Annotated in this window: 14 protein-coding genes and 1 pseudogene; 10 read left to right on the top strand and 5 right to left on the bottom strand. The window is 74.3% G+C overall.

Features of this window, described 5'->3' with window-relative positions; genetic code table 11:
- The first annotated feature begins 3 nt into the window (after positions 1-3).
- The 4 genes from AMK24_RS04445 to AMK24_RS04430 are packed head-to-tail and all read left to right on the top strand — an operon-like array spanning position 4 to position 3,726.
- On the top strand, positions 4-951 hold the full coding sequence (locus AMK24_RS04445) for an ABC transporter permease (RefSeq protein ID WP_073765104.1): 948 nt from the start codon (positions 4-6) through the stop codon (positions 949-951).
- Positions 948-1,799, top strand: coding sequence for an ABC transporter permease (locus tag AMK24_RS04440; protein ID WP_073765102.1), 852 nt, complete (start codon positions 948-950; stop codon positions 1,797-1,799). Before AMK24_RS04445 ends, AMK24_RS04440 begins: the two co-directional genes overlap by 4 nt.
- Positions 1,800-1,804: 5 nt before the next feature.
- Positions 1,805-2,899, top strand: a complete 1,095-nt coding sequence (locus AMK24_RS04435) for an ABC transporter ATP-binding protein (protein WP_242434903.1) — start codon at positions 1,805-1,807, stop codon at positions 2,897-2,899.
- Positions 2,896-3,726, top strand: a complete 831-nt coding sequence (locus AMK24_RS04430; RefSeq protein WP_073765101.1) for an ABC transporter ATP-binding protein — start codon at positions 2,896-2,898, stop codon at positions 3,724-3,726. Before AMK24_RS04435 ends, AMK24_RS04430 begins: the two co-directional genes overlap by 4 nt.
- A 115-nt stretch (positions 3,727-3,841) precedes the next feature.
- On the opposite strand, the gene AMK24_RS04425 is transcribed toward AMK24_RS04430, so the two are convergent.
- Positions 3,842-4,045, bottom strand: a complete 204-nt coding sequence (locus tag AMK24_RS04425; RefSeq protein ID WP_003967102.1) for a cold-shock protein — start codon at positions 4,043-4,045, stop codon at positions 3,842-3,844.
- 344 nt (positions 4,046-4,389) lie between these two features.
- Here AMK24_RS04425 and AMK24_RS04420 point away from each other — a divergent pair, with 344 nt between their 5' ends.
- The 4 genes from AMK24_RS04420 to AMK24_RS04405 all read left to right on the top strand — a co-directional run bounded on the left by AMK24_RS04420 (position 4,390) and on the right by AMK24_RS04405 (position 9,618).
- Positions 4,390-5,271: a menaquinone biosynthetic enzyme MqnA/MqnD family protein gene (locus AMK24_RS04420; RefSeq protein WP_073765099.1), complete on the top strand. Its 882-nt coding sequence runs from the start codon at positions 4,390-4,392 to the stop codon at positions 5,269-5,271.
- Positions 5,272-5,639: 368 nt separating this feature from the next.
- On the top strand, positions 5,640-7,688 hold the full coding sequence (locus AMK24_RS04415; RefSeq protein ID WP_073765097.1) for a serine/threonine-protein kinase: 2,049 nt from the start codon (positions 5,640-5,642) through the stop codon (positions 7,686-7,688).
- A 72-nt stretch (positions 7,689-7,760) separates the two neighbouring features.
- A complete protein-coding gene (gene mqnC, locus AMK24_RS04410; RefSeq protein WP_073765095.1) occupies positions 7,761-8,960 on the top strand; it encodes a cyclic dehypoxanthinyl futalosine synthase in 1,200 nt (399 codons plus the stop codon).
- A gap of 7 nt (positions 8,961-8,967) precedes the next feature.
- Positions 8,968-9,618: an imidazolonepropionase-like domain-containing protein gene (locus AMK24_RS04405; RefSeq protein ID WP_073765093.1), complete on the top strand. Its 651-nt coding sequence runs from the start codon at positions 8,968-8,970 to the stop codon at positions 9,616-9,618.
- 45 nt (positions 9,619-9,663) lie between these two features.
- On the opposite strand, the gene AMK24_RS04400 is transcribed toward AMK24_RS04405, so the two are convergent.
- Positions 9,664-10,647: a DUF3152 domain-containing protein gene (locus tag AMK24_RS04400; protein WP_073765091.1), complete on the bottom strand. Its 984-nt coding sequence runs from the start codon at positions 10,645-10,647 to the stop codon at positions 9,664-9,666.
- Positions 10,648-11,090: 443 nt separating this feature from the next.
- On the opposite strand from AMK24_RS04400, the gene AMK24_RS04395 reads away from it, so the two are divergent.
- Positions 11,091-11,783 (top strand): demethylmenaquinone methyltransferase, encoded by a 693-nt coding sequence (locus AMK24_RS04395; protein WP_073765089.1) that lies wholly within the window; start codon positions 11,091-11,093, stop codon positions 11,781-11,783.
- A gap of 84 nt (positions 11,784-11,867) precedes the next feature.
- Here the strand turns inward: AMK24_RS04395 and AMK24_RS04390 are convergent, their stop codons facing one another.
- Positions 11,868-12,395: a GNAT family N-acetyltransferase gene (locus AMK24_RS04390; protein ID WP_073765087.1), complete on the bottom strand. Its 528-nt coding sequence runs from the start codon at positions 12,393-12,395 to the stop codon at positions 11,868-11,870.
- A gap of 97 nt (positions 12,396-12,492) precedes the next feature.
- Here AMK24_RS04390 and AMK24_RS04385 point away from each other — a divergent pair, with 97 nt between their 5' ends.
- Entirely contained in the window at positions 12,493-13,776 is a 1,284-nt protein-coding gene (locus AMK24_RS04385) for a geranylgeranyl reductase family protein (RefSeq protein ID WP_073765085.1), read from the top strand.
- A gap of 399 nt (positions 13,777-14,175) precedes the next feature.
- Here AMK24_RS04385 and AMK24_RS04380 read toward each other — a convergent pair.
- Positions 14,176-15,063: pseudogene (locus tag AMK24_RS04380) on the bottom strand (MFS transporter); the annotation flags it as partial.
- Positions 15,064-15,203: 140 nt separating this feature from the next.
- Complete coding sequence (locus AMK24_RS04375; protein WP_073765083.1) at positions 15,204-15,818, bottom strand: CGNR zinc finger domain-containing protein; 615 nt, start codon at positions 15,816-15,818, stop codon at positions 15,204-15,206.
- Between the last annotated feature and the right edge of the window lie 256 nt (positions 15,819-16,074).

Raw genomic sequence — 16,074 nt, 5'->3', positions numbered from 1 at the left:
ACGATGCTCGCCCGGATCTCCCGGCGGCTGGCCGGACTGCTGGCCACCCTCCTCGCCGCCTCCTTCGTCATCTTCGCCGCCGTGTACGCGGCCCCCGGCGACCCCGCCGTCTTCCTGGCCGGAGGCCGCGACGAACTCACCCCGCAGAAGCTGGAGCTGGTCCGGGCGCAGTACCACCTCGACGAACCCCTCGTCGTGCAGTACGGCCGCTGGCTCGGCGACTGCCTCCACTTCGACCTCGGCCGCTCCTTCAAGTACAGCGACCAGGTGGCCGACCTGATCGCCGCCCGCTTCCCGACCACCCTGGCCCTCGTGGCGTACGCGACCGTCCTCTTCGTCGTCCTCGGCGTCGGCGCGGGCGTCCTCGCCGCCGTCCGGCGCGGCACCTGGGTCGACTCGGCCGTGGTCGGCGGCACGACGCTCGCCGCCTCGGTCCCCTCGTTCGTCTCCGCCATCGCGCTCGCCGCCGTCTTCGGCGTCCAGCTCGGCTGGTTCCCCGTCACCGGGGGAGGCGAGGGGTTCACCGGCACCCTGCACCACCTGACCCTGCCCGCGCTGGCCCTGGCGCTCGGCGCGCTCGCCGTCATCAGCCGGGTCACCCGGCAGGCGATGGCCGACGCCGGGGCCGCCGACCACGTGGAGGCCGCCCGCTCCTCCGGCATCCCGGAGCGCGAGATCGTCCGCCGCCACATCCTGCGCAACGCGCTGGGCCCGATCGTCACCATGTGCGGCCTGGTGACGGCCGGGATGCTGGCCGGCACGGTCGTCGTGGAGACCGCTTTCGGGATCAGCGGCATCGGTTCGCTGCTCGTCGGGGCGATCAACACCCACGACTTCCCCGTCGCCCAGGCGGTCCTGCTGCTCATGGTCACCGGCTACATCGTGGTCACCACCCTCGTCGACCTCGTCCACCCGCTGCTCGACCCGCGCGTGAAGGAGGCCGCCGTATGACCGCCCCGGCCCTCGCCCCGGCCCCGGTGGAGATCCGGGCCGCCCGCCGCCCCTACGGGACGTTCCTCGCGGGCGCGGTCCTCGGCCTGGTGGTGCTCGCCGCCCTCCTCGCCCCGCTGATCGCCCCGTACGCCCCCGACGCCATCGACCTCTCCGCCTCGCTGGCCGGGACCACCGGCGACCACCTCCTCGGCACCGACTCCTCCGGGCAGGACCTGCTGTCGCGGGTGCTGTACGGGGCCCGCACCAGCCTCGTCGCCCCGGCGCTCCTGCTCGCCGTCGCCGCCGTGCTCGGCATCGCGCTCGGCACCCTGGCGGCCTGGCGCGGCGGCTGGGCCGACACGGCGATCTCCCGGCTCACCGACGTCATGTACGCCTTCCCGGGGCTGCTGTTCACCGTGCTGATCATCGCGGTCTTCGGCGCCGGGATGACCACCTCCGTGCTGGCCCTGGGCCTCGCGTACACGCCGACCGTCGCCAAGTACACCCGGTCCGTGGCCCTCTCCGAGCGCCGCAAGCCCTACATCGACGCCTACCGCGTCCAGGGCATGGGCGGCCTGCGGATCTGCGCCTTCCACCTCGTCCCCAACCTCGGCCGCTCCGTCATCGGCTACCTGGTGGTCCTCTTCGGCGAGGCCCTGATGTCCCTGGCCACGCTCTCCTACCTCGGATTCGGCGCCCAGCCGCCCAGCTCCGACTGGGGGCTGATGGTGCAGGAGGGGCAGGCGGCCGTCGTCCAGGGGGCGCTGCTGCCCTCGCTGGTGCCCGGCGTCGCCATCGCCCTGGTGGTCGTCTCCTTCAACGTCGTCGGGGTCCGGGCCGCCGACCGACTCGCCCACGGGAGGTAACCGCCATGCCCGACGCCCCCGCGCGACACGACGCGGCGCGATCCGCCGCACCGGGAAGTGACACCGTGCTCCTCGACATCGACCGCCTCACCCTCCGCCTCCCCGGCACCGCCCGCCCCGTCCTGGACCAGGTCTCCCTGCGGGTCGCGAGCGGCGAAGTCGTCGGCCTGGTCGGCGAGTCCGGTTCCGGCAAGTCCACGACCGCCAAGGCCGCCCTGCGCACGCTCCCGGCGGGGACGGCCCTCGACGGCTCCGTCCGGGTGGAGGGCCGCGACGTCCTCGCCCTGCGGGGCGAGGAGCTGCGCGCCCACCGGGCCCGGACCGTGGCCCTGGTCCACCAGGACCCGCGCGCCGCCCTCAACCCGGTCCGCCGTATCGGGGACTTCCTCGTCGAGCGGCTCGCCGCCGCCGGGACCGGGGCGGCCGGCCGGGCCGCCCGGGAGCGCGCGGTCGAACTCCTCGACGCGGTCGGACTCGACGACCCGGAGCGCCGGGTCCGCCAGCGCCCGCACGAACTCTCCGGCGGCATGCTCCAACGCGTCGTCATCGCCGGTGCGCTGGCCGCCGAACCGCGGCTGCTGCTGGCCGACGAGGCCACCAGCGCCCTGGACGTCACCACCCAGGCGGAGATCCTCGCCCTCCTGCGCACCCTGCGCGCCGAACGCGGCCTCGGCCTGCTGTTCATCACCCACGATCTGCACCTGGCCGCCGCCTACTGCGACCGGGTGTACGTGATGTACGCGGGCCGGGTCGTCGAGGAACGGACCGCCGGAGACCTGTTCGAGCGGCCCCGCCACCCCTACACCCGGGGGCTGCTGGCCTGTTCCCCGACGCTGGGGGAGGGACGCCGCGAGATCCGGCCGATCCCGGGGAAGCCGCCGTCGCTGGCCGACGCCTTCGCGGGCTGCCCCTTCGTCGAGCGCTGCCCGGACGCCGAACCGGAGTGCGCGACCTGGCGGCCCGAGCCGGCGCCCCTGGACGGCGACGGGGACGGCGGTACGGGCTCCGCCGCCTGCCGCCGGCTGTCCCGGCCGGTCCCCCTGCAGCCGCCGCCCCGGCGGACCGAAGCCGCGACCGCGCAGAAGGGCGGCAGCCGATGACGCTCCCCACGAAGCAGGACCCCGCGCCGCTGCTGGCGGTCGAGGGCCTGCGCAAGACGTACCCGCTGCCCGGAAAGGGCCGCCTCACCGCCGCCGACGGCATCGGCTTCACCGTTCCGGCGGGCGGCTCGCTCGGCATCGTGGGGGAGTCCGGCTCCGGCAAGACGACCGTGGCCCGGATGCTGGTGGGCCTGGTCCGCCCGGACGCCGGGACGGTCCGGGTCCAGGGGCGGGTCCGGGGGCTCACCGCCCCGCGCGGGAAGGCGGCGCGGCTGGCCCGTGCGCGGGAGATCCAGATGGTGTTCCAGGACCCCTACCTCTCGCTCGACCCCCGGCTCACCGCCCGTCGCTGCCTGACCACCGCGCTGCGGCTGCACGGCCGTCCGGCCGGTCTCGCGGACGGGCTGCTGGACCGGGTCGGCCTCGGGTCGCGCGAGGCGGAGGCCCTGCCGTACGGGCTCTCCGGCGGGCAGCGGCAGCGCCTGGCCATCGCCCGCGCGCTCGCCGTCGACCCGAAGGTGCTGGTGCTGGACGAGGCGGTGGCGGCGCTCGACGTGTCGATCCAGGCCCAGATCCTGCACCTGCTCGACGAGATCCGCCGGGACACCGAGGTCGCCCTGGTCTTCGTCAGCCACGACCTGGCGGTGGTGCAGCACGTCACCGACGAGGTCGTCGTGATGCGGCGCGGGACGGCCGTCGAACAGGGCCCGACCGCCGACGTGCTGGCCGCGCCCCGCGACCCGTACACCCGGCTGCTGCTCGCCTCGGTGCCGCGCGCGGGCTGGAACCCGGCCGACGCGGTCGCCGCCCGGGCCGCCGCGGTCTGACGGGCGGCCCGGCCCCCGGGCCGGGAACAGGCAGGAGCCCTGCTCCCCCGCCGCGGCGGGGGAGCAGGGCTCCTTGGGTACTGCTGGTGCGACCGCGATCGGCCGACCCGGGCAACTAGGCCGGGGTGACGTTCTCAGCCTGCGGACCCTTGGGCCCCTGAGTGACGTCGAAGTTCACGACCTGGTTCTCCTCGAGGGAGCGGAACCCGGACGCGTTGATCGCGGAGTAGTGAACGAAGACATCCGGGCCGCCGCCGTCCTGGGCGATGAAGCCGAAGCCCTTTTCAGCGTTGAACCACTTGACGGTTCCGGTAGCCATAAGCCCTCCTTGGGCCAAAGGGTTGCCCTGCTCCAGAACCTGCAAACAAGTCTGAAAACTACAAAAGCCTGCGGGTTACATGCTCCGCAGGCTCTGTACTGCAAGGGAAACCAAACTGCAACTTGGCGGCGAGCCTAGCATGGGGTCTCCGGAGAGCGGTAGAGGGAAAGATCACTTCACCCGTATGTTTGAACAGCCCCGCGGGACGTTCGGGGAGAGCCGTCCGGGAGCCCCTTCCGGAGGGGGCCCCGCGGGGCGGCGCGGACCGGTGTGCGGACCCGGCGCGGGAGGGGGCGCACGGCCCCGGTGGCGCCCCCGGCCGGACGCGGGTCTAGCCTCGCGATGTGGACAATTCAACCGTCTCCCCCCATGAAGGCGACGAGAACCGTCGCAGCCGGCCCCGCGTCGGCCACATCCAGTTCCTGAACTGCCTCCCGCTCTACTGGGGCCTGGCGCGTACGGGGACCCTGCTCGACCTGGAGCTCTCCAAGGACACCCCGGAGCGGCTCAGCGAGCAGCTGGTCAGGGGCGACCTGGACATCGGTCCGGTCACCCTCGTGGAGTACCTGCGCAACGCCGACGACCTGGTGGCCTTCCCCGACATCGCGGTCGGCTGCGACGGCCCCGTCATGTCCTGCGTGATCGTCTCCCAGCTCCCGCTGGAGCAGCTGGACCGGGCCCGCGTGGCACTCGGATCGACCTCCCGCACCTCCGTGCGGCTGGCGCAGCTCCTGCTCGCCGAGCGGTACGGGGTCCGGCCCGACTACTACACCTGCCCGCCCGACCTGGGGCTGATGATGCGCGAGGCGGACGCCGCGGTGCTCATCGGCGACGCCGCGCTCCGCGCCAACCTGCACGACGCCCCCCGGCTCGGGCTCCAGGTCCACGACCTGGGCCAGATGTGGAAGGAGTGGACGGGGCTGCCGTTCGTCTTCGCCGTCTGGGCGGCCCGCAAGGACTACCTCGCCGCCCACCCCGAGCAGGCGGCCCGGGTCCACGAGGCGTTCCTGGCCTCCCGGGACCTCTCCCTGGAGGAGGTCGCCAAGGTCGCGGAGCAGGCCGCCCGCTGGGAGTCGTTCGACGCGGCGGTGCTGGAGGAGTACTTCACGACGCTCGACTTCCGCTTCGGACCGGACCAGCTCGCCGGCGTCCGCGAATTCGCCCGCCGGACGGGACGGGACACCGGCTATCCGGCCGACGTCCGGGTGGAGCTGCTCGGCGGCTGAGCCGTTCCCCGGGGGGGAATTCGCTTTTCCCCCGGAAGAGGGCGCGGGGGCTCCGGGAGAAGGGCGCCGGACGGGCGTCCGCGAAGAGGGCCTCGCGCAGGTGTCCCGATACCGCGCCCGGCGAAACCGTGTGCGATACCCGCTCCGGATACCGTTCCGGATAGGGAATGGGAGGCGGTGGAACAGCGCATTCGCGCCTTTCCCCGGGGGAAATGATCCCCTCCTGACCGGAGAAGGGGGAATGGTCCGGCCGTTTCCCGGTGACCGGGCCGGTGGCGCCCCCTAGGCTTCGGTCCGGACCCGGACCGTCCACAGGCTCCGCCGTCCACGGTTCCACCGTCCGCAGGGTTCACAGGGGGAGTCCAACGATGCAGCCGCTGGAAGCGGGCGAACCGCACACCATCGGCGCCTACCGCCTGCTCGGCAGGCTCGGCGCGGGCGGCATGGGCCGGGTCTATCTGGGGCGCAGCGCGGGCGGGCGCACCGTCGCGGTCAAGGTCGTCCACCCCCATTTCGCGCTCGACGAGCAGTTCCGCGCCCGGTTCCGGCGCGAGGTGGAGGCGGCCCGGCGCGTCGGAGCCCAGTGGACCGCGCCCGTCCTGGACGCGGACCCGGACGCGCCGGTGCCGTGGGTGGCGACCGGGTACGTGGCCGGGCCGCCGCTCTCCCAGGCGATCACCGAGCACGGCCCGCTGCCCGAGCACGCGGTACGGACCCTGGGCGCGGGGCTGGCCGAGGCGCTGGCCGCCGTCCACGGCCAGGGCATCGTCCACCGCGATGTGAAGCCGTCCAACGTGCTGCTCGCCCTCGACGGGCCCCGCCTCATCGACTTCGGTATCGCGCGGGCGCTCGGCGCGACCGTCTCGCTCACCTCCACCGGGGTCTCGGTCGGCTCGCCCGGTTACATGGCGCCCGAGCAGATCCGGGGTGTGGACGTCTCGGGCGCGGCCGACGTCTTCTCGCTGGGCGCGGTCCTGGCGTACGCGGCGACGGGCGAGGCCCCCTTCCCCGGCGACTCCTCCGCCGTCCTCCTCTACAAGGTGGTCCACGAGGAACCCGAGCTGGGCGAGCTGGAGGGCGAGCTGCGCGCGGTGGTCGAGGGCTGCCTGGCCAAGGACCCGGCGGCCCGCCCCGCCCCGGCCGACCTGGCACGGGCGCTCGCCCCGGAGGGGGCGGCGGCGATGGTGGCGGGCGGCTGGCTGCCGGCCCGGCTGGTGAGCGAGGTCAGCCGGTCGGCGGTGGCGCTGCTGGACCTGGAGCCGCAGGACGGGCCGGTGCAGTCGGGGCCCGTACCGTTCAGCAGCGCCTCGCTGGGAGCCGGGCCGGGAACGGCCGCGCCGGGCCGGGGCGGCGGGCCGTTCGGACCTCCCGTCCCCCCGCCCCCGCAGGACGCGGCGTACAGGCCGCAGCGCCCGGCCCGGGACGCGCCCTACGGACCACCGCGCCCGCAGGAGGAGGCGTACGGGACACCGCGCCCGCAGGAAGCTCCGCGGGACGAGGCGTACGGGGAGCCCCGCCCGCAGGAAGCGCCGCGGGACGTACCGTTCAGGGCGCCGCATCCGCAGGACGACCTGTACGGCGCACCGCATCCGCAGGACGACGCGTACGGGACGCCGCCCCCGCCCCCGCCCCCGCCGTCGGCGCCCCCGCGCGCGCGGCCCGCCTCCACCTCGCCCCCGCCCCCCACGCACGCCGGGACCTACCGGCAGAGCGACGGCGGCCGGGGGCCCGGCCCGGGCGGCCTGCCGGGGCAGCGCACCGCCGACCCCCGCTTCTCCGTCACCGTCAGTGCCGAGGACGGGCCGGGCGCCGGGGAGCGCCGCAGCCGCCGGGTCAGCTGCACCGTCGCCCTGGCCGTGGCGGGCGCGCTCGCCGTCGTCACCCTCGGCACCGGCCTGCTCGACGGCTTCTTCCCGGAGGGCGACGCCGACCGGGGCACGGACGCGGCGGGGAAGCCCTCCGCCTCCGCTTCCGAGCACCCGCCGGCCGGGGAGAAGCCGTCGCCCACCGGCACCGGCGACGCGGGCGGGCCCCCGGTCCGCGCGCTGCCGAAGGCGTACGTCGGCACCTGGAAGGGTTCGGTCACCGAGAAGACGACCGGACAGCCCCACGGCACGCTCACCGCCGTCTTCACCGAGGGGAGACGCGGCGCGCGGGTCGTCCGGATGAGCACGACGATCTCCCAGCTCGGGGTCACCGTCACCTGCAACAGCGTCGGCACGCTCGTCTCCGGCACCGCGAAGGAGCTGAACATCCGCGAGACCACCGACCCGGACCGCCCCAGCACCCCCGGCCTGTGCACCGACGCCGAGGCCGACCTGGTCTTCCGCCTCACCGGGGACGGCGCCCTGGACTACCGCTCGAAGGAACGCGCCGCCGGTCTCCCGTACGGCAGGCTCACCCGGTCCGGCGACTGATCGCGCAAGGGGCTGGCGTACGCTGGATCGGTCCGTGGATCGTCGAAGAAACCGCCGAAAGGTGACAGCCCGGTGACCGAGAAGGCCGACCTTCAGCCCGTCCTCGACCGAGCCGCCGAAGGCGGTCGGATCACCCCCGAGGAGGCGCTCGACCTCTACCGGTCCGCGCCGCTGCACGCCCTGGGCGCCGCCGCCGACGCCGTACGCCGCCGCCGCTACGCCGGTACGGAGCACATCGCGACGTACATCATCGAGCGCAACATCAACTACACCAACGTGTGCGTGACGGCCTGCAAGTTCTGCGCCTTCTACGCCCCGCCCAAGGACACCGCCAAGGGCTGGACCCGCGACCTCGACGACATCCTGCGCCGCTGCGCGGAGACCGTGGAGCTGGGCGGCACCCAGATCATGTTCCAGGGCGGCCACCACCCGGACTTCGGCGTGGAGTACTACGAGGAGCACTTCTCCGCGATCAAGAAGGCGTTCCCGCAGCTGGTCATCCACTCGCTGGGCGCCTCGGAGATCGAGCACATGGCCCGGATCTCGAAGGTCTCCGCCGAGGAGGCCATCCGCCGCATCCACGCCGCCGGGCTCGACTCCTTCGCGGGCGCGGGCGCCGAGCTGCTGCCCGCCCGGCCGCGCACCGCCATCGCCCCGCTCAAGGAGTCCGGCGAGCGCTGGCTGGAGATCATGGAGATCGCCCACGGCCTCGGCGTCGAGTCGACCTCCACCATGCTGATGGGCACCGGCGAGACCAACGCCGAGCGCATCGAGCACCTGCGGATGATCCGGGACGTGCAGGACCGCACGGGCGGCTTCCGCGCCTTCATCCCGTACACCTACCAGCCGGAGAACAACAAGCTGAAGGGACAGACGCAGGCGACCCTCTTCGAGTACCTGCGGATGATCGCCATCGCCCGGCTCTTCCTCGACAACGTCGCCCACATCCAGGGCTCCTGGCTGACCACCGGCAAGGAGGTCGGCCAGCTGTCGCTGCACTACGGCGCGGACGACCTCGGCTCGATCATGCTGGAGGAGAACGTCGTCTCCTCGGCCGGGGCCAAGCACCGCTCCAACCGGCTGGAGATCATCGACCTGATCCGCAAGGCGGACCGGGTTCCCGCCCAGCGCGCCACGACGTACGAGCACCTGGTCGTGCACGACGACCCGGCGAAGGACCCGGTCGACGAGCGCGTCGTCTCGCACATCTCGTCCGTCGCGATCGAGGGCGGCACGGCCCACCCGGAGCTCAAGCTCCTCAACGCCAACTGACGTCCCCGTGCTGACGCTCCACGCCGCGCCCCTGGTCCTGCCGGTGGGCGCGGCGGCCGTCGTGGACGGGGCGGTCGCGGTGGACGGGGACCGGATCGCCGCCCTCGGCCCGTACGCGGAGGTCGCCGCCGCGCACCCGGCCGCCCGCATCCGCCGCTGGCCCGGCGTCCTCACCCCCGGCCTGCGCCAGGACCGGGCCGCCGACCTGCTCACCCGCTGCTACCACCCGGACCCCCGCGAGGCCGACGAGCTGGGAGAACTCCCGCTGTGGGGCGAGGCGTTCGACCGGCTCGCGGCGACCATGGACGCGACCCGGCGGGCCGGCAGCGTCCGGCGCGGCCTCCAGCGGATGCTGCGCCACGGCACCACGCACCTGGCCGGCCCGCTGGGCACGGACGACCCGGCGCTGCGCGCGGCCGTCGCCCGGTCGGGGCTGGTCGTGGTCCCGCCGCCGCCCGTACGCGAGGGCCCGCCGGACCTGGACCCCTTCGCGGCGGGCGGCGGCCTGGCCCGTACGGCGGGCGCCCCGCTGACCGTGGGCGGCCGGGCGGACCTCGCGGTCTTCGACGTGCCCGACGAGAGCGCGCTGTACGCGGCGGGCGCGGACCGCTGCGTGGCGACGGTCCTCGCGGGGCGGCTCGTGCACCGCGCCCGCTGAGGCCCTGCCGGCCGGAGCCGGTTCGGTACGGGAGGTCAGGTCAGGTCACGGCACCTTCGGGCCGCCCAGGTAGCGCCCCTTCGCGTCGTACGGCCAGGCGTTGGCGACGCACCCCTTCAAACCGTCGATCTGCTGCATCATCGCGGGCGCGGGACGCCCCTTCCCCGGGCACGTCTCGTGGCCGCGCCCCAGCCAGTGGCCGACCTCGTGGTTGACGATCAGCGCCCGGTACTCCGCGACGGGCCCGTCGAACTGCGGCGAACCGAGCTGCCAGCGCTTCAGGTTGACCATCACCTTCTCGCCGCCCCGGCAGTTGACCTCGCCGCGCGTCCTGAGGCCGTACGCACCGCACATCCGGTCGGTGGTCGCCGGAGTGGCGATCCGGATCACCAGCCCGGCCGACCCGTCGGCGACCTGGCGGAACGTGTGCTCACCGTCGTGGCCCCAGCCGCGCGGATCGGCGAGGACGGCGGCGATCTCCTCGGCGGCCCGGTCGGGATCGACGCCGATGCCGTCCTCCACCTCGACCCGGTACGCGCTGCCCCGGCCCTTCGGGGCGACGCCCGCCCGGGCCACGGTGAACGTGCCGGGCCCCGAGGCGGGGATGTCCTCGGCGCCCGGGTCGCCATCGGAGGAGGAGGTCGGGGCCGGGGCCGGCGGGGGAGGGGGCGCGGGGGCGTCCTCCAGCGGCTCGGACGCGTTGTCCGGGCCGCCCGCCGGGGCCGCGGCGCCCGGAGCAGCGTCCGCCGGGCCGCCCCCGTCCTGCCAGGGCCGGCCGACGAGCAGGGCCGCGCCCGCCGCCACCACGAGCGCCAGCACGGCGAGCGAGACCACCCGCCGCCGGTTCCGCTGCCGCCGCACCCGCACCCGCGACCGCGCGGCCGACCGGGAGCGGGACGCGGGCGGGGAGCCGGTCCCGGCGCCGCCCGGGGGCCGGGGCGGCGGCACCCGGAGGCGGAACGTTTCCTCGTCGCGGGCGGGCGCTCCGTACGCGGGCGGGAGGGTGCCGGTCGTGCGGCGAGGCGTCACGCGGCGGCCCCGCTCCACGGCGCCGGGTTCGCGTCGGTGTACGCGATCGGCTCCCGGTGAGGCGGCGGTCCGGAGGGGAGGGGCGCCACGGCAGCGGCGTACGGCGGCACGGGAGGCAGGGGTCTCGGCATGGTGGGGCGTGGCTCCGTACGTCGGGGGACGGGGCGTGGGGGGCGGGCACGGAGAAAGACGGTGATGCGGGTGCCGCGGGTTCCGTTTCCGGGCCTCCTCGCGCTGCTTCCCTGCCCTCGGACTTTCACCCGCCGCCGGGCGCCCGCGCGCCGAAGAGGTGGAGAAGGAGGGGGAGAAGAGGGGAGGCCGGTGCGCGGGGCGCCGGCCGGGCCCGTCGGCGGACCGCCCCGGGCCACCGGGTCGCGGAGCCCGCCGCCGCCGCGGGCGACCGCCCTCGCCGGTCCCGGCGGCCCGGCTGCTTGAATGGAAGGGTGACCCGAGCCTCCCTGGAAAAGCAGCCGCACGAAGTCGCCTCGATGTTCGACGGTGTGGCGGCCAACTACGACCTGACCAACGACGTGATCTCGCTCGGCCAGGCCCGGCTGTGGCGCAAGGCGGTGGCCCGCGCGGTCGACGCCCGCCCCGCGCAGAAGGTCCTGGACCTGGCGGCCGGGACGGCGACCTCCTCGCAGCCCTTCGTGCGGGCGGGCGCCTACGTCGTGCCGTGCGACTTCTCGCTCGGGATGCTCAAGGTCGGCAAGGAGCGCCACCCCTGGATGCCGTTCACGGCGGGCGACGGCATGAAGCTGCCGTTCAGGGACGAGGTGTTCGACACCGTCACGATCTCCTTCGGGCTGCGCAACATCCAGGACACCGAGGTCGCGCTGCGCGAGCTGTACCGGGTGACGAAGCCGGGCGGCCGGGTCGTGATCTGCGAGTTCTCCCAGCCGACCTGGGCGCCGTTCCGCACGGTCTACACGGAGTACCTGATGCGGGCGATCCCGCCGGCCGCCCGCGCGGTCTCCTCCAACCCGGACGCGTACGTCTACCTCGCCGAGTCCATCCGCGACTGGCCCGACCAGCCCGCCCTCGCCGCACTGCTCCAGAAGGCGGGCTGGTCGAACGTCGCCTGGCGCAACCTGACCGGCGGCGTGGTGGCCCTGCACCGGGCCACCCGCGCCTGACCCGGTAACGGCCGGCGCCGCCCGGTCCCGCTCGGTCCCGTCAGGTCCCGTCAGGTCCCGGCAGGGGGGCCTACGCCCCCGGCCTCACAGCTCCAGGCGGAAGCAGACGGCCACCTGGCCGCGCGGGGTGTCGTACGACTCGGCGCGCCGCATCCCGAGCCGCTCCGCGACCGCCATCGACCGGGCGTTCTCCGCGTGGATCATCGCGACCACCTCGCCCACCCCCGCCGCCCGTACCCGCTCCAGCGTGGTGCGGGCGGCGGCGGAGGCGTACCCGCGCCCCCAGGCCGCACGCCCCAGCCGCCAGCCGATCTCGGTCGCGCCGACCGGCCCGTAGTGCGTGTGAGGCCACGGCTGCGCCCCGGTGAAGCCGAGGACCGCGTCCTCCTCGTCCGTGACCGTCCACAGGCAGTAGCCCAGCTCCGCGTCGTGCCGCCGCTGGCGCGCGGTCAGCTCCTCGTACACGCAGAGGTCGGCCCGGCGGCCCCCGAAGAACTCCATCACCTCGGGGTCGTCGAACACCCGGTACCAGGTCAGGGCGTCTTCGTCGGTCGGAACCCGGAGGCGTACGGCGGGGGCCGGGGAGTGGGGCGTGGCAGGCGCGATCGACATGGGGGAGCCCTTCGGAGGGTTGGTCTGCAGGCCCCCATAGACTGCACGGGACATGTGCCGCGCGGCACGCGAATTCGAGTCTTCGGGAGATCCGACCGTGACCGAGCCCCTCTCCGAGAACAGCGCGGACGTGATCGTCGTCGGAGCGGGCCCAGCCGGCTCCACGACCGCCTACTACCTCGCCAAGGCCGGGCTCGACGTCCTGCTCCTGGAGAAGACCGCCTTCCCCCGCGAGAAGGTCTGCGGCGACGGGCTCACGCCCCGTGCCACGAAGCAGCTCGTCTCGATGGGGATCGACATCTCCGAGGAGGCGGGCTGGCTGCGCAACAAGGGCCTGCGCATCATCGGCGGCGGCGTCCGGCTCCAGCTCGACTGGCCGGAACTCGCCTCCTACCCGGACTACGGGCTGGTCCGCAAGCGCGACGACTTCGACGAACAGCTCGCCCGGCAGGCGCAGAAGGCGGGCGCCCGGCTGTACGAGCGCTGCAACGTGGGCGCGCCCGTCCGCGACGAGCGCACCGGCCGCATCACCGGTGTGGAGGCGAAGATCGGCGAGGAGAAGACCCCGGTCACCTTCCACGCCCCGCTCGTCGTCGCCGCCGACGGCAACTCCACCCGGCTCTCCCTCGCGATGGGCCTGCACCGCCGCGAGGACCGCCCGATGGGCGTCGCCGTGCGGACGTACTTCACCTCGCCCCGCCACGACGACGACTACCTGGAGTCCTGGCTGGAGCTGTGGGACCGGCGCGGCGCCGAGGACCGGCTGCTGCCCGGCTACGGCTGGATCTTCGGCATGGGCGACGGCACCTCCAACGTGGGCCTCGGCATCCTCAACTCCTCCTCCGCCTTCAAGGAGCTGGACTGGCGCGAGGTCCTCAAGGCGTGGTGCGCCTCGATGCCGGAGGACTGGGGCTACACCCCGGAGAACATGACGATGCCGATCCGGGGCGCGGCGCTCCCGATGGCCTTCAACCGCCAGCCGCACTACACCAAGGGCCTGCTGCTCGTCGGTGACGCGGGCGGCATGGTCAACCCGTTCAACGGCGAGGGCATCGCGTACGCCATGGAGTCGGGCCAGATCGCGGCCGACGTCATCGTCCAGGCCCACGCCCGCGCCACCCCCGCCCAGCGCGAACTGGCCCTGAACAACTACCCGAAGGTGCTCAAGGAGACCTACGGCGGCTACTACACGATGGGCCGCGCCTTCGTGAAGCTGATCGGCAACCCGAAGGTCATGAAGGTCGCCACCCAGCGCGGCCTGACCCATCCGCTGCTGATGAAGTTCACCCTCAAGATGCTGGCCAACCTGACCGACCCGCAGGGCGGCGACGCGATGGACCGCATCATCAACGGACTGTCGAAGGTCGCCCCGAAGGCGTGACCCCGGCCGGAGCCGGTCCCGCCGGGGCCGGCTCCGGGCCCGTGGCGCCTGTGCGCACCGGCTCCGGCGTGGTGGTGCCCGGCTCCGGCTCCGCTCCGCCCACCGCACCGCCGGCCCCATCGCCAGCCCCGCCCCGAGGAACAGCGCTCCGAGCAGCAGCCAGCCGGGGACGCCCCAGGACACGATCAGCGCGGTCAGCAGCAGCGGCCCGAGCATGCGCGCCACCGGAACCCCCGCCCCGAACAGGCCCTGGTACTGCCCCTGCCGCCCCGCGGGGGCCAGGTCGAAGCTGATCTGCCACGCCCCCGCCGACTGCCGCATCTCGCCCCACACCTGGAGCCCGGCGGCCACCAGCAGCACCGCGAACAGCACCCACAGGGGCGCGTCGAGCGCGGTGACGGCGAAGGCCGCGCAGGAGGCCAGCATCAGGACCCCGCCGCTGCGTACGGTCCGGACGGCGCTCGGCAGATCGCGTACGACGGAGGCCGTACGGACCTGGAAGAGCATCACGGCCCCCGTGTTGAGCACCAGGAGCGCCGAGACGGCCCAGCCCGGAGCGGCGGTCCGCTCGGCGATCCAGAGCGGAACGGCCAGGCTGATCAGCGGCATCCGCAGCAGCATGACCATGTTGAGCAGAGTGACCAGCGCGTACGGCCGGTCCCGCAGCACGGTCGGGTCCGCGCCCCGCCGGGGTACGGCCGCCGGGCTCCGGGCCGGCTCCGGCAGCCGGGCCAGCAGCAGGGCGCACCCCGCGAACGCGGCGGCGTCCAGCGCCAGCGCGGTGAGGTACGCACCGGCCGTCCCGATGTGCAGGGCCACCCCGCCGACGGCCGCCCCCAGCGCCAGGCCCGCGTTGAGCGCCGACTGGAGATGGGCGAGCACACCGGTCCGGCCGTCCCGGTCGACCAGTCCGGCCAGCAGCGACTGCCGGGCGGCGGCGAGCCCGCACTGCGCGGTCGCGTAGGCGCAGGCCACCAGGAGGAACGACGGGAACGACCGTACGAGGAGGAAGGCGGCGACGCTGAGCGATGTGGCGACGGCCAGGGCGACGGCCGTCCGGCGGGGGCCGACCCGGTCGGCGAGCTGCCCGAGCGGCACCCCCGCGACCGCTCCGACGCCCCACGCGATCGTCAGTCCGAGCCCGATGCGTGCGGCCGGGAGACCGACCACCTGCGAGAAGTACAGCGCGGAGCAGACGTAATAGGCTCCGTCCCCCAGCGAGTTGACCAGCTGGGCGACCGCCAGACCGCGCGCCGGACCGGCGGCGGGAATCCATCGTGCGTGCATGACCGTACCGACCCCGTTCCGTCGTGTGGCATGGGCGGCCACCTGCTCGGAATTCGAACCTAGGGGAGCGAGTGGCCCTGACCGTGGGCCACTTGACGACGGAATGGCTGGGCCATTTTCGCTTGATGGGTGATGGGTCGTCAGGTGGCGCGTTCCGCTGCCGCGTTGGCGGCCGCTTCCCGTGCCCGCCCGTAGTGGCGGGCCACCCGCGCGCGGTTTCCGCAGGCGGGGGTGCACCACTCCTGCCGTCCGTGACTGCGGACGAAGTACCGGGCGCAGCGCGGCGCGTGGCAGGCCCGCAGGTGTTCGCGCTGCGGGCCGGTCAGGAAGTCCACCGCGTCGCGCGCCAGCAGGGCGATCAGCCGTACGCGCGGGTCGGCCTCGGCCGACGCCAGAGCGGCCGTGGGCTCCCCTCCGGAGGGCCAGTGGAGCTGCGGCACCACCGCCTCCCGGGCGGAGGCGGCGTTCAGGGCGGCCAGCGCCTCGTCCACGGGCATCAGGCGGTGGGCGTCGACCGGGCTGGGCGGGGCCGGGCCGACCGCTCGGGCGAACAGGGACCTCACCGCCCGGCGCACCAGGAGGACGGCCTCCCTCAACTCCCCGTCCACGGCGAGTTCTCCGATGCCGCCGACGCCCCCGGCCCGGCGGCGCAGCCACTGGCCCGCCGCCTCGACCGTGTCCAACTCGTCGAGGACACCGCCGTCACCGTCGTGACGGATGGTGCTCACCAGTTCCATCACGGGCCGCTGTGCCATCGGTAGCTCCCCTCGCCGCCTTGGTGAACGCGTGTACTCTCCAGCCTAAAGTCCTAACGAGTAACGCGAAATGAACGTTAGGTGACGAGGGTGGGGGTCATTCATCCGCCCGAACCCGCCGTTCCATCTCCTGCCCCGGGTTAATCTCCGGCACCCCGGGTGATCGTGTGCGATGATTTGCGCGCCCCCGGTTGCCGACAGTGCGGACCGACCGGCCGGCGTCCGCCCCCGCCCCGCCCTCAGAGACGGCACGCGG

Origin of the sequence: Streptomyces sp. CB02366 (genome assembly GCF_001905905.1) — a bacterium.
In the GTDB taxonomy this organism is placed as follows: domain Bacteria; phylum Actinomycetota; class Actinomycetes; order Streptomycetales; family Streptomycetaceae; genus Streptomyces.
Note: the sequence above shows the minus strand (reverse complement) of the source record. Positions and strands in the feature narration are given on the sequence as shown.

Excerpts from the sequence above, each read along its gene's own strand:
- AMK24_RS04415 (WP_073765097.1), top strand. The coding sequence starts at position 5,640 with ATGCAGCCGCTGGAAGCGGGCGAACCGCACACCATCGGCGCCTACCGC.
- AMK24_RS04390 (WP_073765087.1), bottom strand. The coding sequence starts at position 12,395 with ATGTCGATCGCGCCTGCCACGCCCCACTCCCCGGCCCCCGCCGTACGC.
- AMK24_RS04375 (WP_073765083.1), bottom strand. The coding sequence starts at position 15,818 with ATGGCACAGCGGCCCGTGATGGAACTGGTGAGCACCATCCGTCACGAC.
- AMK24_RS04440 (WP_073765102.1), top strand. The coding sequence starts at position 948 with ATGACCGCCCCGGCCCTCGCCCCGGCCCCGGTGGAGATCCGGGCCGCC.
- AMK24_RS04435 (WP_242434903.1), top strand. The coding sequence starts at position 1,805 with ATGCCCGACGCCCCCGCGCGACACGACGCGGCGCGATCCGCCGCACCG.
- AMK24_RS04430 (WP_073765101.1), top strand. The coding sequence starts at position 2,896 with ATGACGCTCCCCACGAAGCAGGACCCCGCGCCGCTGCTGGCGGTCGAG.
- AMK24_RS04445 (WP_073765104.1), top strand. The coding sequence starts at position 4 with ATGCTCGCCCGGATCTCCCGGCGGCTGGCCGGACTGCTGGCCACCCTC.
- AMK24_RS04425 (WP_003967102.1), bottom strand. The coding sequence starts at position 4,045 with ATGGCTACCGGAACCGTCAAGTGGTTCAACGCTGAAAAGGGCTTCGGC.